Annotated in this window: 21 protein-coding genes and 1 pseudogene; 7 read left to right on the top strand and 15 right to left on the bottom strand. The window is 37.3% G+C overall.

Features of this window, described 5'->3' with window-relative positions:
- Positions 1 to 90: 90 nt before the first annotated feature.
- The gene (locus RE409_RS29395) at positions 91 to 1,287 is read right to left on the bottom strand and encodes an LLM class flavin-dependent oxidoreductase (RefSeq protein WP_048689235.1); all 1,197 of its coding nucleotides are present in this window, start codon (positions 1,285 to 1,287) and stop codon (positions 91 to 93) included.
- Positions 1,288 to 1,795: 508 nt separating this feature from the next.
- On the opposite strand from RE409_RS29395, the gene RE409_RS29390 reads away from it, so the two are divergent.
- On the top strand, positions 1,796 to 3,736 hold the full coding sequence (locus RE409_RS29390) for a sigma-54-dependent Fis family transcriptional regulator (RefSeq protein WP_309559443.1): 1,941 nt from the start codon (positions 1,796 to 1,798) through the stop codon (positions 3,734 to 3,736).
- Between the two features lie 209 nt (positions 3,737 to 3,945).
- On the opposite strand, the pseudogene RE409_RS29385 reads toward RE409_RS29390, so the two are convergent.
- From RE409_RS29385 to RE409_RS29340, 10 genes and pseudogenes are all read right to left on the bottom strand, one after another.
- A pseudogene (locus tag RE409_RS29385) lies at positions 3,946 to 4,520 on the bottom strand (IS6 family transposase).
- 147 nt (positions 4,521 to 4,667) lie between these two features.
- The gene (locus RE409_RS29380) at positions 4,668 to 5,198 is read right to left on the bottom strand and encodes an NADPH-dependent FMN reductase (RefSeq protein WP_309559442.1); all 531 of its coding nucleotides are present in this window, start codon (positions 5,196 to 5,198) and stop codon (positions 4,668 to 4,670) included.
- 174 nt (positions 5,199 to 5,372) lie between these two features.
- Positions 5,373 to 5,873 (bottom strand): flavin reductase family protein, encoded by a 501-nt coding sequence (locus tag RE409_RS29375; protein WP_309559440.1) that lies wholly within the window; start codon positions 5,871 to 5,873, stop codon positions 5,373 to 5,375.
- A 495-nt stretch (positions 5,874 to 6,368) separates the two neighbouring features.
- Positions 6,369 to 6,527 (bottom strand): aspartyl-phosphate phosphatase Spo0E family protein, encoded by a 159-nt coding sequence (locus RE409_RS29370; protein WP_309559439.1) that lies wholly within the window; start codon positions 6,525 to 6,527, stop codon positions 6,369 to 6,371.
- Positions 6,528 to 7,290: 763 nt separating this feature from the next.
- Positions 7,291 to 8,751 carry an alpha-ketoglutaric semialdehyde dehydrogenase GucD gene (gene gucD, locus RE409_RS29365; RefSeq protein ID WP_309559437.1) on the bottom strand — a complete coding sequence of 487 codons (1,461 nt, stop codon included), beginning with the start codon at positions 8,749 to 8,751 and terminating at the stop codon, positions 7,291 to 7,293.
- Between the two features lie 43 nt (positions 8,752 to 8,794).
- Positions 8,795 to 10,009 (bottom strand): CaiB/BaiF CoA transferase family protein, encoded by a 1,215-nt coding sequence (locus RE409_RS29360; protein ID WP_309559435.1) that lies wholly within the window; start codon positions 10,007 to 10,009, stop codon positions 8,795 to 8,797.
- 80 nt (positions 10,010 to 10,089) lie between these two features.
- On the bottom strand, positions 10,090 to 10,905 hold the full coding sequence (locus RE409_RS29355) for an enoyl-CoA hydratase/isomerase family protein (RefSeq protein WP_048689258.1): 816 nt from the start codon (positions 10,903 to 10,905) through the stop codon (positions 10,090 to 10,092).
- 32 nt (positions 10,906 to 10,937) lie between these two features.
- Positions 10,938 to 12,002, bottom strand: a complete 1,065-nt coding sequence (locus RE409_RS29350) for an acyl-CoA dehydrogenase family protein (protein WP_309559433.1) — start codon at positions 12,000 to 12,002, stop codon at positions 10,938 to 10,940.
- Positions 11,999 to 13,150, bottom strand: a complete 1,152-nt coding sequence (locus tag RE409_RS29345; RefSeq protein ID WP_309559431.1) for an acyl-CoA dehydrogenase family protein — start codon at positions 13,148 to 13,150, stop codon at positions 11,999 to 12,001. The genes RE409_RS29350 and RE409_RS29345 overlap by 4 nt, the downstream gene beginning before the upstream one ends.
- A gap of 359 nt (positions 13,151 to 13,509) precedes the next feature.
- Entirely contained in the window at positions 13,510 to 13,812 is a 303-nt protein-coding gene (locus RE409_RS29340; RefSeq protein ID WP_048689262.1) for a YciI family protein, read from the bottom strand.
- Between the two features lie 738 nt (positions 13,813 to 14,550).
- Here RE409_RS29340 and RE409_RS29335 point away from each other — a divergent pair.
- The 6 genes from RE409_RS29335 to RE409_RS29310 all read left to right on the top strand — a co-directional run bounded on the left by RE409_RS29335 (position 14,551) and on the right by RE409_RS29310 (position 19,514).
- Positions 14,551 to 15,777: an LLM class flavin-dependent oxidoreductase gene (locus tag RE409_RS29335; RefSeq protein WP_048689265.1), complete on the top strand. Its 1,227-nt coding sequence runs from the start codon at positions 14,551 to 14,553 to the stop codon at positions 15,775 to 15,777.
- Positions 15,778 to 15,864: 87 nt separating this feature from the next.
- Complete coding sequence (locus RE409_RS29330; protein WP_309559428.1) at positions 15,865 to 16,653, top strand: N-acyl homoserine lactonase family protein; 789 nt, start codon at positions 15,865 to 15,867, stop codon at positions 16,651 to 16,653.
- A gap of 203 nt (positions 16,654 to 16,856) precedes the next feature.
- The gene (locus RE409_RS29325) at positions 16,857 to 17,174 is read left to right on the top strand and encodes a 3,4-dihydroxy-2-butanone-4-phosphate synthase (RefSeq protein ID WP_309559427.1); all 318 of its coding nucleotides are present in this window, start codon (positions 16,857 to 16,859) and stop codon (positions 17,172 to 17,174) included.
- Positions 17,175 to 17,227: 53 nt separating this feature from the next.
- The gene (locus tag RE409_RS29320) at positions 17,228 to 17,824 is read left to right on the top strand and encodes a 3,4-dihydroxy-2-butanone-4-phosphate synthase (protein WP_309559632.1); all 597 of its coding nucleotides are present in this window, start codon (positions 17,228 to 17,230) and stop codon (positions 17,822 to 17,824) included.
- Positions 17,825 to 17,918: 94 nt separating this feature from the next.
- Positions 17,919 to 18,311, top strand: coding sequence for a riboflavin kinase (locus tag RE409_RS29315; RefSeq protein WP_095394851.1), 393 nt, complete (start codon positions 17,919 to 17,921; stop codon positions 18,309 to 18,311).
- 438 nt (positions 18,312 to 18,749) lie between these two features.
- Entirely contained in the window at positions 18,750 to 19,514 is a 765-nt protein-coding gene (locus tag RE409_RS29310) for an IclR family transcriptional regulator (protein WP_048689277.1), read from the top strand.
- Between the two features lie 351 nt (positions 19,515 to 19,865).
- Here the strand turns inward: RE409_RS29310 and RE409_RS29305 are convergent, their stop codons facing one another.
- From RE409_RS29305 to RE409_RS29290, 4 genes are all read right to left on the bottom strand, one after another.
- Positions 19,866 to 20,753, bottom strand: coding sequence for an NAD(P)-dependent oxidoreductase (locus RE409_RS29305; protein ID WP_095394849.1), 888 nt, complete (start codon positions 20,751 to 20,753; stop codon positions 19,866 to 19,868).
- 105 nt (positions 20,754 to 20,858) lie between these two features.
- Positions 20,859 to 21,764, bottom strand: a complete 906-nt coding sequence (locus RE409_RS29300) for a hydroxymethylglutaryl-CoA lyase (protein WP_309559424.1) — start codon at positions 21,762 to 21,764, stop codon at positions 20,859 to 20,861.
- A 25-nt stretch (positions 21,765 to 21,789) separates the two neighbouring features.
- Positions 21,790 to 22,287, bottom strand: a complete 498-nt coding sequence (locus tag RE409_RS29295) for a LeuD/DmdB family oxidoreductase small subunit (RefSeq protein ID WP_176474466.1) — start codon at positions 22,285 to 22,287, stop codon at positions 21,790 to 21,792.
- A complete protein-coding gene (locus RE409_RS29290) occupies positions 22,288 to 23,550 on the bottom strand; it encodes a 3-isopropylmalate dehydratase large subunit (RefSeq protein WP_309559422.1) in 1,263 nt (420 codons plus the stop codon). It abuts the gene before it with no gap.
- Positions 23,551 to 23,671 lie beyond the last annotated feature (121 nt).

The following is a 23,671-nucleotide window of genomic DNA, read 5'->3' as shown; positions in this document are numbered from 1 at the left end:
TCTTAAACAATGTTTGGAGATTCTATCTGATAAAGATACGCCTGTATTCTAATTGAGGCTGGTAGTATGAAAATCAGGAACCGTTGATCTTTACCTTTGTGTAATTTTTACTTTATCTTCGGTAAAATGAGGCATTACTTCTGTACAGAATAACTCTAGTGAACGCATTACTTTTTCCTGTGGAATCGCTCTAGTAAAATTGAAGAACATCAAATGTTTCACGCCTGTTTCTTTTATTAACTGCTCGATTTGTTGTCTTACTTGCTCCGGTGTTCCGGCTATACAGAAACCACGTTCCAAGAGTTCATCATATTCCCCTGTTAGTTGATCCACTGTTTCTCCTTCACGCAAGTTACACGCATTAAATCCATCCGGAGCGAACCAATCTTTCCAAATGAATCCAGCGCCTTTTGATTGCCAATGTTTTGCTTCTTCTTCGGTATCGTAGACGAATACATCGCGTATTAACACAATCCGGTCACCACGCTCGCGATTATACCCACTTTTATTCGCTTCTTCATGGTACACATCGAATAAGTGATTAACTAATTTTGAATTAGTGGTCATAACAACTGGTTGTGCACCACGTTTTGCACACCAACGGATCGTTGATTCACTGAAGGAAAACGGATGCCATAAGTCAACTTCCTCTTGATAAGGAAGCGGCGCGATACCAACTTCTTCAAGAATTCCATCTTCATTTAAACCTTCCTGGTGAGTCTTGTAGCCATAATCAACTGGAACCGGGATTTGGTACTCTCCTTCATGTTTGAAGGTGCCGCCTTTCCATGCTTTCTGAACAATATTGAAGTAGTCTTCAAATACTTCTTTATTACGTTCATCCTCATTAACATTGTTATTTGAAATACCAACATTATTTTTCTGACCTATTGTGCGTACCCAGCGATGTTGATAGCCACGGGCGAAAGCGGCAAATGCCCTGCCTTTTGTCATTTGATCAAGCAAAGCAATATTCTCCGCAAGACGAATTGGATTATGTGTAGGCAATACATTTCCTAACTGGCCAACTTTTATTCTTTCCGTTTGCAGACCGAGATAAAGGTCAAGCATAATAGGGTTGGTGGAAACTTCATAGCCTTCAACGTGGAAATGATGTTCTGTTATGCAGAGCGCGTCAAAACCCATTTTATCGATGTATTGCGCTTGCTCAAGAAGATCTTGAAGCAATGATTGATAAAGTTCCCGATCTTGTCCAGCCAATCTTCCTCTTTGCCTAACATCTTCTTCCTCTGCGATTGCCGGTAAGTAAAACATAGAAAATTTCATTTTGTATTCCTCCTAATTTTTAGTGGTGGGATGTTACTTGTAGAAAAATTATAAGTTTTGTTTCATACATCCTTAATTAAATTGTTCATTACACTAAACCCTTAACTAAGATTCATTTTTCATTGAGGTCCACGAAGGGTTTTATTATCGATACCGCTTACATTTCTATTTAGTTTAAGAAGAAAGTATGAGCATTCTCGTTTCCGTTATGAGACCCCCTTTTTCAATTTATAGGTAACTGCACTCTCAAACTAATACAATGCAAGTATCGTACCAACAAATATAAAATAAAAAAAACCAATTTAAAGCTATAAAAACATAGATTTTATACTGTAAAGCAACTAAGATTTTAAGATTGAGTGTTTAATTTTGATACAATTGTTTCATTTTTCTGAACATTTCCTCTAAATATTATTGAAAATTATAAATATTTAGATTAATATAAAGGCAAGCAGCGACCAACTAACTCCTGCTAAATTATTAAAGCGCTTTCAAAAGGAGAATGGTCATGAGTTCTTTTAAATTTAATCCTCAATCTAAAAATCCATTGGAGTTGCGAAAATCCTGGGAACTTTTTATGGAGAAGGATATAATTAGCCCCCATATATCAACGGTTATTTCTGAATCTTGGAAATCACACAAACATAAAAACATTGACCCCTTTCGACCAAAAGTAGACATTGATCTCCATACATATGATCAATATATGAATAATAATGAATACATTATTGAGTCCTCTACAGATATTATAAAGGATCTTGGCGAATATTTGGACTATACGTCGGTTGAACTCTTTAATGCAGATGCTCTTTTGGTGAAGATGTATGGAGATCAGAAAATAATAGAACGTTTATCTGAAATCAATAATGCGCCTGGAGGAATACACGATAATCAAGCTGGAACAAACGCTGTAACCCTTGCTTTAGAACATAATAAACCTGCTTTTGTAGCTGGAGCTGAGCATTTTTGTAGTATGTTTCATGAGATAAGCTGCTTGGCCATGCCAATTTTTAATAAGAACACTAATAAGGTACAAAGCGTGATTGATTTTACAGGACCGCTCGAGGTTTTCAACTCTCATACATTTGGTCTATTACACTCAACGAGAGTTGCTATTCAAAAAAATTTAGATAATCTTTATTTAGAGCAGTATAATATTTTATTAGATCATTTCCAAAATCAATTTCTGAACGGTTCAGAATCCGCTCTTATTATTAATAGTGATAAGGTAATTATCAGATGTTCTGAAAAAGCAGCTCATTTACTTGGTTCATATGGAAAGGATTGGAATAGATACTCTATTTCATCCTTGGGTATTCCCAATTTAGATTTCCATTTGGAATTAAATGAAAATGAAATAGAATTTTACAGTACATTGGGCCATGATCTTGATGTTCGAATTGTATTAAATCGTATTTTTCATAAAAAGTTATTTCAAGGGTGGCTTATGCGATTGATTCCAATAGTAAAGACTGTTCATGAGCCTAAAGAGAAAAGAAAACCCTTATTTAATGACTTGATTGGCAACAGCGATTCATTCCAGGCAGCAATCAATACAGCAAAAAAAATAACATCCAGTCAAGCAACTGTGCTTATTTTAGGTGAAACAGGGACCGGAAAGGAAATGTTTGCAAAAGCTATTCATAATAGTAGTGAAAAACCATTCGTCACAATAAACTGTGGAGCAATTCCAAAAGAATTAATTGGCAGTGAATTATTCGGATATGAAGAGGGGGCCTTTTCAGGAGCAAAAAAAGGGGGACAAAAAGGAAAGTTTGAGCTGGCAAACGGAGGTACTATATTTCTTGATGAAGTTGGAGAACTAACACTCGAGCATCAAGTTTATTTACTAAGGGTATTGCAGGAAAGAGAACTTTATCGTTTAGGCGGTAAAAAACCTATTCCGTTAGATGTTCGAGTGATCGCAGCTACTAACGTAGACTTAAGGGAATCCATAAAGAATAATACATTTAGAGAGGATTTATATTTCCGGCTTAATATTTTAAGTTTGCGCTTACCATCATTACGAGAAAGAGGCAAAGAAGACATTATCCGTCTGATAAACTTTTTTGTCATTTTATATAATCGTAATGAAGGGAAAAAAGTGTCCCTAACTAAAGAAGCACTGGATTTAATGGCAAGTTATCAATGGAAAGGTAATGTAAGAGAGCTTGAGAACAGTGTTTACAGACTAATTGTATTAGCCGAGCACCAAAGCATTTCGCCCGAAGATGTCCGTCTAATATTAGACGAACCATTCGTGGAAGAAGTAGATAGTTCGGTTAAACCGGTGTCGATGAATGAACTTGAAAGAAATGGAATTTTGCAAGTACTTCGACATCACAACGGCCATTTAACTAGAGCCGCAAAAGAACTGAATATTTCCAGAGCCACTCTATATAGAAAAATGGAAAAATATCAAATTAATATAGATAGAATTCTAGAATGAATTGTTAATATTTGAAATAATGGAACTAGATTAGGAGCTTGAGAATTCGCTGTGTCTTCGTATATGCAGGTCATTTGAGTATGCCTTCGTGTTACCGGTTCTGGTGCAAATATGAACTTTTAGAAACATAGAATTTCAATATCCTTTTCATCTATGAATTATGAGACTACTCCAAATAATTTATGTTTCAATCTCGCTTTGGACAGACTTCATCCCTTGTTGAAGATGTCCATATGCATATCCTCCACTCCACAAATGAGTTTGGCAGTTCGAAACGTTTTTAATCCTAGCATAGAACGGACTTGCTTCTTTAAAAAGCGATGATCTTGCTCCACTATGTTATTCAAGTTCTTCTGTAATCTAAGTCGCATACCATCAGGTATGCTTCTCTCTTTCTTCAACTCTTCAATTAATATAGGATAAGCCAAATTCTTATCGACCGTTATGACACGCGGCTTAGAAACATGAAAAAACCGCAAAGCTTTCTTAAAGAAGTGCTTTGCGGCCTTTTTGTCTCTTGTTGTACTAAGATAAAAATCAATCGTGTTTCCTTTGGAATCCACTGCACGATACAGATACATCCTTTGACCTATTTACTCTGATATACGTCTCATCGACTCTCCAGAAGTCATTAGTTTGGCTTAAGATGACACATCTAATTCCGGTCCATGTTGATGAACCCAACGCATAACTGTTCTTTGAACCATCGATAAGCTGAGTTTTCCCATTACATTACGAAAGCTCAATTTGTACCGCAGGTACCATCTCACAATAACAAAATCATGTCAGGCTGATAATGTTTCCCCTTGAATAATTTTGATTATCCATACTGAATCAGCAACTTTTTTAGATTAATAGTATCTGTACGATTTAGATATTAACTGCAATTATTGAATTTATTGCACCAGAACCCTTATTTTTATAAGAATACTTATTGTAATAATTTTTTCATATTTATTATATCCCTGGAGAAATCAGTTATTTGATCTAGTATATCTTGATTAGCAATATAGTTATTTTTAAAATCTTCGTTGTGAACGAATACGTAACTAGGGGCTACATGTGCTCCGAAATAACCTGCGATTGGTTTGAGTTGATTTTCAACCATTAAGTAATGTTTATAGTTACCCCCTACAGCAGTGAACCCGATTACTTTATTTTTCATAACTTGAGGCGAGATTAAATCAAAAAGGTTTTTCAACACCCCACTATAAGTCCCATGAAAAATTGGTGTAACGATAATATATAAATCTGCATTCGATATAAGATTTATGATTTTTTTAGTATCTTCGTTATAGTCTCCCGTGTCACGGCCATCGCAAAATTGAATATCGAACTCTTTTAGATTTAAGTGTTCAGTCTCCATACTAGGGTCCATTTTTGCAATATCTTCTAAAATTTTCTCTGTAACAATTGCAGTTTTTGAACCTATTATAGTCCCGCTTATACCTAATAATTTCATAAAGAGTATTCTTCCTCTCATTTATGAAGGAATCGGTTCCTAACCGCACCCATCAAAATTAATTTTAGTTTTCTATTAACTAAAATGAAGTTAATATCATTGTTATTTCTTTAGTTTTGAATCTTTTATGAATAATCTTAAATAGTGTAGTTGAATCATTTAATAAGATAGTTATTAATTAGTTACATAAAACTCTGGTGGAATTGATGCAAAATGTCTTCTGTGGTATAGCATAGGTTCCCTTTTTTCAATCTGAATATCAATGACTTCACCAATTAAAATAGTGTGATCTCCAGCTTCTAGGGTCTTAAACGTTTTGCATTGAAGAACTGCAAAAGCCCCATCGATGATAGGAAGGTTCTGATCTGAAAGCTTCCATTCGCATGTGCTGAAACGATCAACATTTTTACTAGAAAAGTTCTTACATAAATCTTGTTGACTACTAGCTAAAATGTGTACAGCAAATTTCTCTCCATTAATAAAAGAATCAAGATTAGTAGCTTTATTATCTATTGACCAGAGTAGTAGAAGAGGCTCGAGTGAAACAGAAGCAAATGAATTTACAGTTAAACCAGCAGGATTTCCATCTTTGTCAGTTGTGGTTACGACAGTTACTCCAGTTGGGTAATTCCCCATGACTTCTTTAAATAAAGTTTGATACTTTTCATTTGACATTATTGATTTCCTCTTTTCCATTTATTTTATCGAGACTCTCCTATTTCTTGTTCAACACTAATACACTCATTCACCTTGGTTTCTTTGTTTACTTATTGAGCAACTTTGTATTGACACCAAAACTTTTTTAATAGTTGTGTTAATCCCCCATGACCAAACTTTATTTTCCCATCGCTTTTTTGACACGTTCTTACAAATAGAAAAAAACTCAGAATTGCCTCTCTGCGTAGTAGAATGTTATGGACCTCTTGATCATAAAACCACTTTTCTACTGTATTGTATACACCCCTATTCACTTTATATTCTTCTTCACAAAATCTAACAAAAAGCAAATCCGGCATATGAAGATGTGTGTCGGTCTGAAATTTTTCCATAAATACTCCTTTGTCTTTTGAAAATTTCGTTATATCACACATTGTTATATGATTGAGTAATCTCATAGCCCAGCTTTTCTTTTCAACCTATAGAAGAGGTTCCGTTGACAAAAGGTAAATCTTATATAAATAATTTTTGCCACAGGAGAATTTCACTATCTAATTTTTGACTGATTTTTATTACCTCCGGACTAGTTAAGCCTTTCTTTACTGCCAAATCAAACATGTCCTGACGATATTCATCAATACTCTTCCTTAGAGCCAATACTCTCCAATCCATTCACTTTACTCCTTTCTAGCTTATTTGAAGAACTATTCCCTTTCTTCTTGGATCGTACGTGTTTCATCAATTCCATTAGGCGGTTCCAAATCACAGGTAGGGCAGGTATAAAAAAACTTAAGTCGCAAGCCTCATCTAAAAATTCGTTGACAGGTAATTCAATCAAGAGAGTAAATGTTATCGTATTTTGTAACTCCATTCTTTCTTTGTTCTAGTATAAGACTTAAGGTAATTTCGCGCCCTTAATCTAATAAAAGCAAGAATCATGCCAACACATATTTAATAAATAAATCTTTTAAAAGGCTATAAAAATGGAAATTTCAGTCCCCCTCTCTGGAGAGCAATTTAGATTTTCTATAACGGAATGTTTTATTTTGATACAAATGTTTCATTTTATATATTGAATCGATAATATGTAATTTTCAAAGTAGAATTTTTTAAGCAAGGGTGTGGTTAGATGATAGATTTACCAAGAGATTACTAAAGATAGTTGGGTTGAAGGTTTTTATGATTATAGATCTTATAATTTAATAGATAATTCTGAATGTTATGAGTTATACTAAAGTATAATAATTCACCGAACACCTATTGCAAGTAATTAGTCCAACCAGCTTCACAGAAGAGGGTGGAAATAGAAGACGAGATTATTGTCCAACGCACCCTCTAGTTATATTTGGTTGATTCCCAACACAACAATTAAAATTGTTTACTTACTTCATAGCTACTAAGTCTTAGTGGCACTGCTACTTGCAATCGTGATTCATTATGATTTAATTGTTATTGTTTTAATCGAAGTAAAGAATTCCATTGCAGCCCTTCCTAATTCTCGAGCTTGCGTGCTAGAATCTTTTATTCCTCCAAATGGTGCATGAATCTCAAGACCAGTAGTTTCCCCATTAACCCGAATCATACCCGCTTCCACTTCATTCATATACTGAAATACCTCGTCAAGATGGTTTGTAAAAATAGATGCACTTAAGCCATACTTAACATCATTAGCTACCTGTAAAGCTTCGTCTAGGTTTTCCACTTTAATTAAAGCTAATACTGGTCCGAATATCTCCTCCTGTGCAATAGACATACTTGATTCAACTTCATCAAATAATGTTGGTTCAATATAGTATCCATATGCTAGTTTTGGATTTTTAACCGTGTTACCTCCTAATACTAGACGAGCCCCCTCTTTAACCCCCTTTTTAATGGCTTCTTGAACACTGTTAAATTGTGTAAGTGACGATACAGGACCCATATAGGAACCAGTTTGAAGAGCATTACCTACTGTTATGTTTTTTATTTTTTGAATTATTTTTTCACGGAAAGGTTCATAAACTTCTTTGACTATAATGGCCCTGCTAGTTGCCGTACATTTTTGACCAGCTGATTTCATACTTCCGTTAACAGTCATTTCTGCCGCTAAATCGAGATCTGCATGTTCGGTGACGATTACAGGGTTCTTCCCCCCCATTTCTAATTGAAACTTAGCTCCTCGCTGTACCGCTTTTAATGCAATAAGCTTACCCACATCGTTAGATCCGGTAAAACTTATGGCTTTGATATCGGGATGATCACATAATGCGTTGCCGATTGTGCTTCCTCTACCGCTGACTAAATTCAAAACACCGTCAGGCAATCCAGCATCTTTAAAACACTCCATCACTTTTATCGCAGTAATTGTAGTTTCAAATGCTGACTTTATAACTACTGTATTCCCATAGACGAGAGCCGGAGCTATTTTGTGAACAGGAATTGCAACCGGGAAGTTCCATGGGGTGATCAAACCCACAACCCCCACAGGTACTCTGGAAGTAAAAAGGAGAGCCTCACTATCACCTGAAGGGATAACTTCTCCGATTGAACGGATCCCTTCACTTACATAATAGCGAAGTATATCTACACCTCGTAGTGTCTCGGCTTTCGCCTCTATAAGTGTCTTTCCCATTTCACGTGTAAGTGTTTTGGCAATATCATCCACCCGTTGTTCTAAAATATCTGCCGCTTTACGAAGATATTCACCTCGAGCCGTTCCAGGTAGTTTTCTCCAAGTTTGAAAGGCCTGTTTGGCAGCATGAACCGCATCATCAACATCACTTTTTGTAGACACTGGAACATATCCAACAATATCTCTATTGTCAGATGGATTCACACTTTCCTTAAGTTCCCCAGATTGCGGGCTGACCCACTCCCCATTGATTAAATTCTGATAGGTTCTTGTTTTTACTTTCATCTTGGGCATACTCCTCTCGATTTTACAAAACATACTTAACTTGTCAGATACTACTCTTACATTCCTTATACTCACCCACTATATGCTTTTGTTTTAACTGTTCAATATCATCAGCAAACAATCCCAGTTCACTAAGAATTTCTTCAGTATGTTCTCCGAGGAGCGGAGGATGCCTTTTCAAACTTGCAGGCGTATCCGATAGTTTGATTGGGAAACCTGCCATTTTTAGATTCTTCACAATTGGATGTTCTACTTCTAATATCATTTCTCTAGAAAGTACATGTGGGTGGTTCACAACTTGATCAATAGTGTGAATAGGTCCACACGGCACACCAGCAGCATCAAGACAAGCAAAGATTTCCTTGCTTTCTAATAAGGACAAGCGTTTACTAATAAAATAAACCAACTCATGACGGTGAGTGACACGGTCTTCATTCGTTTTGAATCTCGGATCTGTTAATAAATCCTCCCAGTTCAAAGCTTGACAACATTTTGCCCAGAGTCCATCGTTAGGAACAGCGAGAATAATATCCATATCTTTTGCCGAAAACGCTTGGTATGGAACTATGGTGGGGTGTGCAGATCCCATGCGTCCGGCTGGTTTACCTGTGGCAAAATAGCTTGTAACTAAGAAATTTAACAAGGAAACTTGGCCGTCTAGAAGACTAGCATCTATAAACTGCCCCTTCCCTGTCTTACCACGGGCAATTACAGCAGTCAAAATACCGTATGCAGCAAAAATTCCCATTGTTAAATCGACGAGGGACATGCCAGTTTTAACTGGAGATCCACCTGTCTCTCCTGTAATACTCATTAATCCACCATACCCCTGAAGCAATAGGTCATATCCAGCACGATTTTTTTCCGGCCCAGTTCGTCCAAATCCAGAGATGGAACAATAAATTAGCCGTGGATTAAGTTTCTTCATTTGTTCATAACCAAGTCCCATTTTTTCCATAGCGCCAGTTCGGAAGTTTTCAATAAACACATCCGATTCTTTTGCCATTTTATAAATAAGCTGCTTGCCCTCTTCTGATTTCATATCAATTGTAATACTTCGTTTATTTCGGTTAGAAGCTAAATAGTAAGCGCTTATACCATCCCATTTTGGAGGGGTGAATCGTCTTGTCTCATCCCCTGTTCCAGGCTTTTCAACTTTGATTATATCTGCTCCCATGTCTCCGAGTAACATGGTACAAAAGGGACCCGCAAGGGTTCTGGACAAATCCAACACTTTTAGACCTTCTAAAGCTTCCATATTAAGTCTTCCCTTCTTCCATTCTCATTGTTTTTATTTTTTGATAGAAAGAGATTTACCTACACCTCCAGAAGTTAGGCTTATTCGAAATTTGGTTTTCGCTTCTCCAAAATAGCCCTTACCCCTTCTTGATAGTCTGGTAGTTCAGTGACGATGCCCATGGCCGAAGAAATCATATCCAGGGAAGTACGAAGATCCATATTAAGCCCTTGGTACACAGCCCTCTTTGTAAAGCGTAGGACATCCTGTGGACCATCAACAAGTCGTTGGATATAGTTCTCAACAAATTCATCGATTTGGTCGTCTGCAACCACATGTGTAACCAATCCTAACAGTTTGGCTTCCTCAGCAGAAAGCACATCACCAGTCCAAAGCAACTCTAACGCCTTATCAACACCAATAAATCGTGGCAAAAAGTAAGCTCCTCCATCACCAGGAACAATCCCCGCTTTTACATAACTCTCTGAAATTTTGGTGCTTTTAGCGGCTATTCTTATATCGCACGCTAGAGTCATATCAAATCCAGCTCCCAATGCGACTCCTTGAATCACCGCAATCACGGGCTTGTCAATTTCTTGGAGGAGAAGAGGAATCCGCTGTACCTTTTTCCATAAAGTGTTCTTCCTAGCTAGTGCAGTAGTAACCATATCCCCGACCCCTGTGTTGTTATAGAGCATACCTTCTCCGCTTGTCATAGATTTAACGTCCCCTCCAGAACAAAAGGCACGACCGTTCCCTGCTAGAACAACTACCCTTATTTCTTCATCATCACGTATCATCTGCAATGCATCAATCCATAGTTCAATCATTTCGGTACTAAACGCATTCAATTTGTCCGGACGATTCAATGTAATCCTTGCTATCCCATTATCTACAGTAAAAAGTAAATCACTCATCTACACATTCTCCTTTATTAAAATGACCTGACCTATTTGTCCGTAAGAAATGACCAAATTCCAGTCTGACCTTTTTCCATAATTTGTTCAGCTAATTCCATTCCCCATTCTGTCTCTGTTCCAAATTCGTCACGCCATGACCACAAACGACGTGTATTTTGATGAAGGATATGCTCATAGGTAAAACCAATGGCACCATGAATTTGGTGGGAGAGGGTTGCTGCATTTCCCGCCGCTTCATTGATTCTTATCTTAGCCATGATAATTTCTTTAGATAATTGCCCTTTCTGAAAGGCATCGACTGCATAATCACTAGCAACTCCTGCTGCAACATATTCCCCAGCTAAAAGGGCTAATTGTTGTTGGATAGCCTGAAATCGATGAATGGGTCTGCCGAATTGATTTCGTTCTGAGGAATACTTACCAGTAAGTTCAAGTACCCTTTCAAGAGCTCCAGCCATCAAGACAATTCGGGTCACGGCTAAGCTATATCTTAGCTGTTTCATTACCCAATCAAGGTCAATTGGTATTACCTCACAATTATCCATGAATACACTTTCAAATGTTATTGTATCCCTTGCTTCACCGGCTAGGTTTTGACGGAAGGCGATTTCTCCGTATTCTGGTTTGATCAGGGCTAAAGCGTGTTCAGATTCAGTTTTTCCGATAACCAACACTTGTTTGGCAAATCTTGCCCATGGAACAGAACTGGCTTTCCCCGAGATAATCCATCCATCCTTGTTTTCTTTGAAGCTAAATAATTCATTTCTACTAGGCAGTGCAATAGTTAGTGGCTCTTCCGAAATATCTGCACCCAGCTGATTCAATAGCCAATTTGCTACGTATGTTTCAGCCAGTGGAATGGGGGCAGAGTACTTTCCTGCTAACCGAAGGATGCTAAGGGCATCTGTGTACTCTCCGCCATTACCACCTCTTACTTCGGGAATGGCTACTGTAATCATCCCCGAACCCGCCAGCATATCCCACAAATCGGCAGCCCATCTCCCTTTTTCTGATTCATTTACAAGTTCTTTTGTGCAGATATCTTTCATGATTCTATTTGTGGAGTCAATTAGCATTTCCGTGATATCGTTCATTTTGCAATTACCCCCTTTGAAACAATCATTCTTAGAATTTCAGTAGTCCCCCCTCTAAGAGTAAAGCCAGGAGAATGGAGAATTGCTTCCGACATTAGTTTTTCAATTTGAGGTGAGAAGGCTTTGTGGGAAGAAGAAACTAATAGTCTAGCTAATTCAGCTACCCTTTTCTCTAATTGAGTACCTAAGTCCTTCACCAACGCAGCAGCCACATCAGGTGTAATCTCATCTTCCAACATTTGAGCAATGCCCATAGACATATTCCGCAAGGTCCAAAGCTGGGATACCAAAGGACTCAATTGACTGATTAACAATTTGTCACCGGTCGATTGTAGGGCGTTTACCAGTTCTTCTAAAAGCGGGAACGTACTAAGAAAACGTTCAGGACCACTTCGTTCATAGGACAGTTCTGCCATACCCTGCTTCCATCCATTACCCATTTTCCCTACCAACATTTCGTCTGGCAAAAATACATCCTCAAAGATAACCTCGTTGAAATGATGTTCGCCGGTCATTAGATAAATTGGTCGAACAGTTACACCCGGTGCAGTCAAGTCTACAATAAGCTGACTCATCCCATCGTGCCTATTTTCTTGGTTCATTGGGGAAGTTCTGCATAGGGTTATCATATAGTGGGCATAATGTGCGCCGCTGGTCCAAATTTTACTACCATTCAGTATCCATCCATTATCTACTCTGGTTGCCTTGGAGTTGATAGCTGCTAAGTCAGAACCGGCATTTGGTTCGCTTAGACCGATTGCAAAGTAACATTCTCCTCTTGCAATTTTAGGGAGAAACAGTTCACGCTGATATTCTGTTCCAAATCGGAGAAGTAGAGGGCCGGTTTGTCTGTCGGCAATCCAATGGGCAGCAACCGGCGATCCCGCAGCTAACAGTTCTTCCGTTATAACATATCTTTCGATAGCTGAACGCTCTTGTCCGCCATAGCATTTCGGCCAGGTCATACCAATCCAACCGCGCTCTCCCAGCTTGCGGCTAAATTTGGGAGAATAACCACTTAACCATGAATCGCATTGAGGTTCAAATGCTCCGATTTCTTGCTCTGTCTGAATGAAATTACGAATCTCCCGTCTTAACGCTTTTACTTGTTCTGATTGTTGAACAACAGATAATTGCAAACTCTTCATACGAGGATCACCTCTATAAAATTTTCTATCAGGTATTTTATAAAAACGTACCGATAATTAACATCGTATACCTGTAATTGAGATAATACAATATTCTAAAAATTTAATCAACAATATTTATTTGCTAAATTTAACAACATCATTTTATGTATGAATCAAGTAACACTATATTAAAAATGATATAGTCATTATTAAACTACGCCTCTTCTTCACGTCATTGACGAAGCGTCAATCAGCCTTTGATGATTTTAGCGAAGATAAACTAGCTATAGACTTGGATGTACGTACTGGTTTATTTAGAATTCAAGATTGTATAATAATGGAAAATAATTGTGTTTTAAGGAAAAAAAAACAGGCTGTTATGCCTGCTCCCCATCCTCTATAAAAACTTTAAATTTCTCATCAAATTTAGTAGGTAAGAATTCGATGACCTCATATTCGGCAATTTTTCTAAAATAAAAGGGATCCTCTTGAATGATAGCCTCCATTTCTTGTGATGTATTTACATTTGCTAAAATTACACCACCAATTCTGGGGTTTCTTCTACCTGAACAAACAAATTTTTTCTGTTCATAATATTTGTTTAAAAACATCACATGGTCTTCCAACGAGTTGTCTACTTCTTCTAAGGGTTTAGTATACGTTACCAATACTAAAAACATTTTTTTTTGCCCCTTTCTAGGTTCTAGCCTTAAACTAAAAAATTCACTAAAACTGATTGAGAATAAAAAAATTCAGAATGTTACAAAAAAATATTGACAGGCTTTTTAAAATAAATTAATATGATCGTATCGTTAATCAGTATATATTACCCGATAATCGGTACGATTTAAACTAGATAAACGAATGGAACATGTTTTAGAAACCTTAATTTTAGATACTCGTTGACCCCTTAAGTATTTCAACCAAAATACTGACTTTCCTCCATTGCGTTGAATAAAGTTATATTTTGTGTTAATCCAACCAGAAATGGATCATATGAATTTAATGTCATTCAAACCGCACCTCCAGCAAAGGAATTATTTAATAAAAGATGCATTTACCATGTAATAAAAGACAAACACACTCCATCATGTAATAAATTCAAAAGTTAAAATTTCTATGGAACGAATGTTGTGCCAACTTCAAAGGTTCTTGTTTGTTATTGTATTAAGCCTTAGTTTGAAAACGGTTACAAAAAAAGGGGGTGATTTTTATGTAGCTGAATGGTCATTTGATGAAACCAATGTATCTGAGCGAATTCAAACAAATAATTTTTCAAAGTTATTACATACTGATTTAAGACTTCATTGGATTTATGTATTTGTTTCGCTAATTTTTTCACTTTGAAAGCCAAAGAAAAAATAGAGTAGTAAATTCGTATGAAATAAACACCATTAAAAACCAGGAGGGATTTATTAATGAAATTTGTATTATTTTATTTACCTACTGTAGGTACTCGAAAACAAATAGAGTCTGGAATGTTACCAGGACAAAATACGCAAGCTTACCAATCCATGCTTTATCAAATATCTGAACAAGTTAAGGCAGCTGATCAACTTGGTTACTATGCCGCGGCATTTACTGAACATCATTTTCATATTGAAGGATTAGAAGTATCTAATAACCCAATAATGTTAAGTTTGTACTTAGGTATGCAAACTAAAAACATTAAACTTGCCCAATTAGCAAATGTTCTACCATTCCACAACCCAATACGGTTAGCGGAAGATATAGCAATGCTTGATCAAATGACAAATGGACGTGCGATAGCTGGAATCGCTCGCGGTTATCAAAAAAGATGGGCAGACGTTCTCGGCCAGGTTTATGGTGTTGGAGCGACATTCTCTGATAAGACGGAAACAGACGCACGTAACAGAACCCTTTTTAATGAACACTACGAAATTATAAGAAAAGCATGGGCATCAGAAACGTTTTCACATAAAGGTGAAATCTGGAATATACCTCCTGAAAACCTTAAATTTGACCATAGTGCGGTCGGTGATTATGGAAGAGGAATGGATGCGGCTGGCTATATAAAAGAAATCGGGATCGCTCCTAAACTTTACCAGAATCGTGATATAGAGGTTTGGCAACCATTCTCTCATAGTGCAGATACATGGCGTTTCTGTGCAAAAGAAAAGATTGTTCCCTTTATGTTGAACACGGATGATACAGCAATGCAGAAATTGATTAGTGCATATCAGGATGAAGCTGTAAAGGTCGGTCGTGAAATTGCTAGTGGGGATGGTATTGGAGTATTCCGAGATGTCCTAGTTGCTAATTCTGATGAACGCGCACATGAATTGGCTGCAGATGGAAATGGATTTGTATGGCCGCATTGGTTTGGTGAGTTAGGATTTAATGAAGCATTACGCCGAGAAGGGGAAACAGGAAAAATTAAAGGAGATTTTAAAGATCTATGTGACCGTGGCTTTGAATTTATAGGAACTCCGGATACCGTTAATCGGAAAATTGAGCAATTGGTGAAAAAACACAATCCTGAGTATCTGTTAATGTGGCAATATCCTGGCTTGGTTCCACATGAAGATATGATGCGTCATATTGAAATGTTTGCAACACAGGTAATGCCAAATTGGACAGACTCTAAAGAAACAAGCGCTTCTGCCCTTTCCTATACACCGTGATTTTAGAAATATGTTGATAACTTCAAATATTATTTACGAAATTAGGCGTTCAAGAACTAAATCCACTGATTAAGGGGGGAATTGTATTTGGGAGCTGGTGTACGAGTGACAGCCGTTGATTGTGGTCCATTGAAACTGGATAAAGGTATTTTTGTTACTGGTGCAAGTGGAATGATTTCTGCACCATCAAGTGTTTGGATAATTGAACATCCAAAAAAGGGTGTAATCCTATTTGATACAGGGATTAACTATAATGTCGCTGACCCTGAAAGTGCAATAAAACATTGGGGTCCTGGAATGCGTGAAGCATTTGGTTGTTGTATGACACGCGAACACGCTATCGATCGCCAATTAATTAAACTTGGCTATAAACCCAATGATGTAAAGTACGTCATATTATCACATATGCATTTGGATCATGCAGGCGGAATGTGTCACTTTCCTAATGCCACCTTTGTTGTTCAAAAGAATGAACTTCGGTATGCATGGTGGCCAGACCCTTGGACGGGATTGGTGTATTGCTTGAATGACTATAAAGACACAAGGGAATATAATTTTTTACAGATCGATGGAGATATAGATTTATTTCAAGATGGAACAATTAAATTATTCACTACTCCAGGGCATTCTCCAGGACATCAAGCAATGATTTTACGATTGGAAAATCGGGGTCCCGTATGTTTGGCCGCCGATACAGGACACCTTAAAGAAGCTTATCGAAATTTTACTCCAATGCCTTATGACTGGAGTACCGAAAAGCACATCTCTTCCTATATGAAATTACGGACAATTGAAAATGCAGGTACACCTATTTATTTTACCCACGATCAACAAGATTTTGATGAATTCCCGAACAATGGAAATTGGACTGATTAATATATAAAGAGAATCGTATCTTCATTTTATTTTACCCTAGAAATTGTTTTTATTTCGAACTAGCGTTGCATGAACCTTTAAGGATTACTGAAAATACATTTAAATAGGATCATCTATGTATCAATGGAAAACAGAACTGAATGTTGGATGGTTTTCTTAAATTTTTGTAACGCTAGATTTCATTTAAACGGAGGAATTTCTGTATGGATAATACATTGAATGACTGCATAGTTGCGTTGAATAGTGGCGAAATGATTCTACTTATCGATGACTTTATCAAAGGAAAAGAAATAGGTTATTTCTATTTATTATCTGATTTTGTAACCCCCTCTTCTATTAATTTAATGGCCACCCATGGAAGAGGTTTAGTTTCAGTTGCTTTAACAAAGCAAAGGGCAAGCGAATTAACACTTCCGATGATGGTTAACAATAATGAAAACCCCCATAAGTATTTCACGGTTTCTGTGGATTATACAAATTGCAGTACTGGAATTTCTGCTTTCGAGAGGTGTGAACGCTAACTGAAAAAAATAGCGCTCCAAATGATTTTACAAGACCTGGCCACGTTTTCCCAATTATTTCTAGTGAGAGAGGACTCCTAGAGCAAGTAACTATTTCGGACGCCGCAATTGATTTGGCTCAATTATGTAGTGCTAAAAGTTTATCAGGTGTTGTTTGCGATGTATTAAATAAAAAAGGAATGATAGCTAACAAACTGGAATTGGAAAATTTGTCTATGGAATTAAACCTAATAATGGTTTCAATGAAAAATTTAGTCGTACACCAATTGAGGAACACGGACTTAATTCTACGTCAAAAGGAAAATACTGTTCCGACGAAATATGGCGAATTAACTTCAATAATTTATACAAACCAATTGGATGACAGTAAAATTATAGTGATTATGAAAGAAAAGAAAAATAAGACATTACCTCTTCCTGTATATATTGATTCTGTTTTTTCGATTGGGGAAGCCTTTGAAGAAAAAAATATAGAGAAAATTACTATAGATGGATTTGGTATTTTAATATACAAATTAAACAGTTCAAAAGAATCAAGACTAGACAGCAGAAACCCGTTTCAGTTAAAGGAATCTTTCGGAATTTTTGTAGAGCAAATTTTAAATGATATTAATATTACTGATCCAGTCATAATTACGAATGTTGCATAAACATTTTATCATTACGAATCTGATATTTGTTTATTAATGAATTTCCCGATATTCCCCCATTGTTGAGTCCAAGAAAATTGAGGTGAGTAATGATATGCACTCGGAATCAATTCCAAAGCAGATTATCCAGCTAAAAGGAAAGGTAATTCATGGTGAAGGCAGAGGTGGAAAAATAGGCTTTCCAACTGCAAACATAGATTTTACAGCCACTTGGTTGGAGACAGGGGTTTATGGAGTACGAATAAGGTTTAATGGTCAAAAATATTTTGGAGTTATGAATATTGGAGTTAGACCTACTTTTCATAAAAATAGCCCTAAAAATATAGAAGTACACATTCTTAATTTTAATGAAGTTATCTATGGTATATCCATACAGGTAGAAGTTCTGTTTAAAATAAGGAATGAACAAAAATTCCATTCAGTTGATGACCTGAAAACTCAGATAAAAAAGGATATAGCTAATGCTAAAAGTAATTTTATTTTATAGAGGAAATAATAATAATAATAAAAATATCAATTATACATTACATTTTCCAGATATTTTGTCTGTGCGATTTTATCTAAACATTACGCATTAGATTTACAATACCATAGATTTATAGTTTTATAAAAAAGGCTTTTCTAACATATTGTTAACCAAAGACAAATTATTTTAAGTTTCCTGCAATTAGTTGCTTGTAAAGAAAGGAAAGACAGAATAAGAATTTTAACTATACCACTTAAATGCTATTTTAATTTTACTTTCAAAAAAAAATGCATAGGTTAAACTTGTTGTTGAATAGACTATTTCTCTCCTAGTTATCTATTATTTATTGATAAATTTGAAAATTGGTTATATTGCTAGTTTAGTGCTCGATTAATATAAATGTTAGTGATATAATTTGCTATATAGTTTTGGCAAAGATTAGTTAAGAAGGGATTAAGAATGGAAAATTCTATGCAAACAATTACTCGGGCCATACAGATTCTTAAGTCTTTTTCAATAAATCAAAACGAACTGTCCTTAGCCCAATTACACCATGAGCTCGGTCTTTCTAAATCAAGTCTTCAACGGATACTCAATACATTGGTGATGAATGGACTTCTTGAAAAAGATAACAAGAAAAAAACATATAAATTAGGGATGGAATTATATTATTTAGGAAAACTTGTTGAAGATAATTCCCATTTGTTAACAACTGCAAAACCCTATCTAAAAGCTCTACGAGATAAATTGGGGGAAAACGTCTATATAAATATCATTGAAGATAATCAACGAAAATGTATTGCTTTTGAAGAAGCAAAGCATGCTTTGATGACCATTTCGCATATCGGTCAATTATCTCCCTTGTATATGGGTGCATCAGCAAAGTTATTGTTAGCCTTCCTTCCTCCAGAGAAAATTAATACATATCTTGAGGAAACAGATTTTATACCTTCTACAGAGAAAACTATCCTTGATAAGGGGACCCTACAAGAAGAATTAAAGACTATAAAAGAAAAAGGTTATGCAGTAAGTTTTGGCGAATTAGTTTTTGGCGTATTTTCAGCAAGTGCTCCAATATTTGACAATCGGAATAATGTAGTGGCTGGTATAGCAGTTTCTGCCCCATTGGTTAGAGTTGATGACTCTACAATTGATCACTTCATTAAATCAGTAAAAGAGATTGCAGGAGAAATAAGTGATAAACTAAAGTTTGGTAACGTTTAATTATAATGTTGACAAAACTTGGATTTATCCTTACTTCTTTAATACCTGTTTAAAGCCGCTAAATAATCAGTCGCCAAGGCTTTATCATCAGCTTATGGCCACTTGGTTTTTTCTAGTTTCTCCTTTTTTGCTAATACAATATATTATTGGTTTGGACTACTTCCCTTTATCACTTATGCCAAAACACATAAAATACTTAAAGCTACTCAACATGACTAAAAACCCCTAACACGCAGCGAATAGAAGAAACGAAGTGTCTTAAACCGAAATGTTTGTATGGTGACTCCATCTAAAAAAAGTCTCCTAATTATAGGAGACTAAAAATCACCGCCATAAAACTACCCATTCAAGTTATTCTAGTCCTGCCTCTTCCGAAGCTACCCTTGCAAGTGCGGACCAATCATGTGTTTCTCGTCCTTTTGCTATAGATGCTAATAAGCGATCATGCAATAAGCTGGCTAATGGCATCGGTGTTTTGGTAGAGTTAGCCTCGTCTAAAACAAGATTGCAATCTTTAAATCCTAGCGATAACTGAAAGCCTGCTGGTTCAAATGATTTTTTTGCAATCATCTGACCATACCCTTGGTAAACGGTGCAGTTAAATAGAGTGGATGCATACACTTCTGCAGCTAACTGACGGTCAATCCCATTCTTCTCTGCCAGATTAAAGGACTCGGCCATGGCCTCCATCGCCGCCATGATCATAAAATTCCCGCCTAATTTAATTACATTGGCACCACCAGGTTCTTCACTGATATCAAAGACCTGCTGACCAAGTGCATTTTGTAAAGGCTTAACTCGTTCTTTAGCATCACGGTGACCCGAGGACAACAAAAACAGTTTTTGCGCTGATGCTGCCTCCGGACGACCAAAAACTGGAGATGCGACATAATAACTACCCTGCTGTTCATGGTAGGAAGCCAGTTTACGCGAGGTCTTTGGTGAGACGGTACTCATTGATAGATGAATGCCCCCTACCCCTAGTTTTTTACCTATTCCATCCTTTTCAAAAACAACTTCCTCCAGGGCCTTATCATTAGATACCATAGTAATCACAATTCCACCTACTGTTGCTACATCTGCTGCACGGTCCATCTGCTGAGCCCCAGCAGCCACGGCATCCCTAGCTTTTTCAGGAGTTCGATTGTAAACCTTCACCTTAAAATTTGATTTTAACAAATTTAATACCATGGGAAGGCCCATGCTCCCAAGACCAATAAATCCAATTTCTCTATCCATTCTTTCTACCTCCTGCACTTTTATTTTCACTCATCCGTTACTTATAAAAATAAAAGTAAAATGGGACGTTAACAAAAAAGGCTAATGGATGAAGACCCCATTTAATTATGTGTTTTGATATACGTTAACTTTATGAAAATGGCCTGTTAATTCGCGTATAGTTAAAGGTCGGACCAACTCAACGCAAGCAAGGAGTGACTGAAGATCAATCCCTGTCTCAATCCCCAGCTCTTGTAACATAAATACCACATCTTCTGTAGCGACATTTCCGGCTGCCCCCGGCGCAAACGGACATCCTCCCAACCCTCCAATGGAAGTATCAAACCGCGTAACTCCTGTTTGAAGAGCTGCTATAATATTCGCTTGGGCTAACCCGTAGGTATCGTGAAAATGTGCGGTTATCACCGCTTTATGTTGCCTAGAAGAAATTTGTTGAAATAAGTCATACACTTGAGCAGGATTCGCCCGGCCAATGGTATCGCAAATTACAATTTCATCCACACCTAAACGATCAATACGCTCCACCATCTCAAGTACGACACTGGAATCCACCTTTCCTTCATACGGGCACCAAAAAGAAGTTGCGATATTGTAGCGAATGAAAACCCCGTTTTCTATTGCCTTATCTATGATGCTTTCAAAATTTTTGATGGAATCTTCCCTGGTCATTTTCACATTTTTTAAATTAAAACTGTCACTGGCACCAACGACTAATGATAAAGCTTGCACGTCATTTTCTATCGCAAGCTCATAACCTTTTGTGTTCGGAATCAATGCCATATATTGAATGGAAGGGACTTGTTCAATTCCTTCGAGAACCTCTTTTGCGTCCTTCATTTGAGGGACATATACAGGATGGACAAATGATGTCGCTTCCATTCTTTTTATTCCTGTTTTATTTAATGCATGGATAAGGGCAATTTTCTGTTCTGTTGGAATAAAGTTCGCTTCATTTTGAAGGCCGTCCCTGGGGCCAACTTCTATTATCTCTACCTTCTTCGGCAGTTTCATCTTTCTCTCCCTCTCTTCCCATCTATTAAGAGTTCAGCAATTTTTTAACAAGGAAAGGCTCTAACCCGCCAAGCTTAACCATTTCGATTAGATGCTCCGGCAGCTTCGTTCCCTGATATTCCGTACCTTGAGTATGATTCATGACTTTACCTTCAATTAAGTCAATCTCAATTTCATCTCCCTCTTGGATAACAGATGTATCTTTCATCTCGACAACAGGAAGGCCAACATTGATTGAGTTCCGATAAAAGATACGAGCAAAGGAGGTGGAGACGATTGCTCCAATTTGATGGTGTTTCAGGACCATTTGGGCTGTTTCCCGGCTTGAACCGGAACCGAAGTTATGACCCGCCACGATAATATCCCCAGGCTTCACCTTTTTTGCAAAATCTGGATCTATCGCCCCCATCGCATGTTCTGCCTGCTTCTCTACAGGCTGACTCATATATTGGCCTGGTGAAATAATATCGGTATTAATGTTGTCCCCGTATTTCCATACACGCCCTCGAATCATAAATGACATCTACCTGACCCCCTGTAAGAGATATTTCCGTGGATCTGCAATTTTCCCCTCAATCGCTGTAGCAGCCACGGTTGCTGGAGAGCCTAGATATACTTCTCCTTTTGTACTTCCCATTCGCCCCCTGAAGTTCCGGTTTGACGATGACATGACCACTTCCCCTGCACCGATAACGCCACTGGTAAATCCGCCGCATGCCCCGCATGAAGGCATGTTTATAATACATCCTGCTTCCGTCAAAATGTCTAAGATTCCTTCTCTATTTGCCTGCATCCAAATGTGCTGCGAGGCTGGTACCACTAAACAACGAATATTTTTGGATATCTTTTTCCCCTTCAGGATTTGAGCAGCAATCCGAAGATCACTCAACCGTCCATTTGTACAGGAGCCTAGATATACTTGATCTACTGCTTTTCCTTCTACCGCGCTTACAGGATGAACATTATCGACTTCATGCGGACAAGCTACCTGAGGTTCTAATTCAGATGCATTATAATGTAAGGTACGAATATAGGAAGCGTCCGAATCACTAGAAATCATATCAACCTCATCGGTTACCCCTTTTGACCGTAAAAATTCAACCACTTTTTCATCAGGCTCAATCAGACCTGTTTTTGCTCCAGCTTCAACCGCCATGTTCGATAATACAAACCGTTCATCTATAGACAAATCTTTAATAGAGCTTCCTGAAAATTCAAGGGATTGATAGGTCGCTCCTGCATGCCCTAGATCTTTGATGGTTTTGAGAACCAAATCCTTTGAAAAGACTCCATGTTGAATTTTTCCATCCCAAACGACTTTAATGGTCTCTGGAACCTTTAGCCATGTTTCACCTGTCAATAAGACACCGACCATTTCTGTAGAACCAATTCCAGTCGCAAATGCTCCTAAGCCCCCTGCCATACAAGTATGTGAATCCGTTCCAAGAATCAATCGACCCGGACGAACATGACCTCGCTCTGCTATTACCTGATGACAAGGTCCTTCAAACTCATAGTAGTAAGAGAGGTCTTGTTTACGCGCCCAATCACGGGTGAATTTTAAAATATCCGCTTGCTGGACAGTCGCAGGTGGAGTACAATGATCAGACACCACGACTACCTTTTCCTTATCAAACAACTGCCCGCCCAATCGATTGAAAGCTCCATCAACTAACCAAGGTCCCAACAAGTCATGCATCATGGCAATATCAACTTTTACCCAAGCGATATCACCTGCTTTCAAATCGGGCTGTCCAGAAGCTTTTGCCAGGATTTTTTCTGACATGGTCATTCCCATAATAAATCAGTCCCTTTTAGATAAACCTCTATTTTTCACTCTTGAATTTTCCTATCTAATAGAATATCTCTCTCTGAATGTAAAAGAAGAGAAGTGTTGCTAGAGTCTT

The sequence above is a fragment of the Peribacillus sp. R9-11 genome, assembly GCF_031345095.1.
Classification (GTDB): Bacteria; Bacillota; Bacilli; order Bacillales; family DSM-1321; genus Peribacillus; species Peribacillus butanolivorans.
This window is presented reverse-complemented; position numbering and strand designations above follow the sequence as displayed.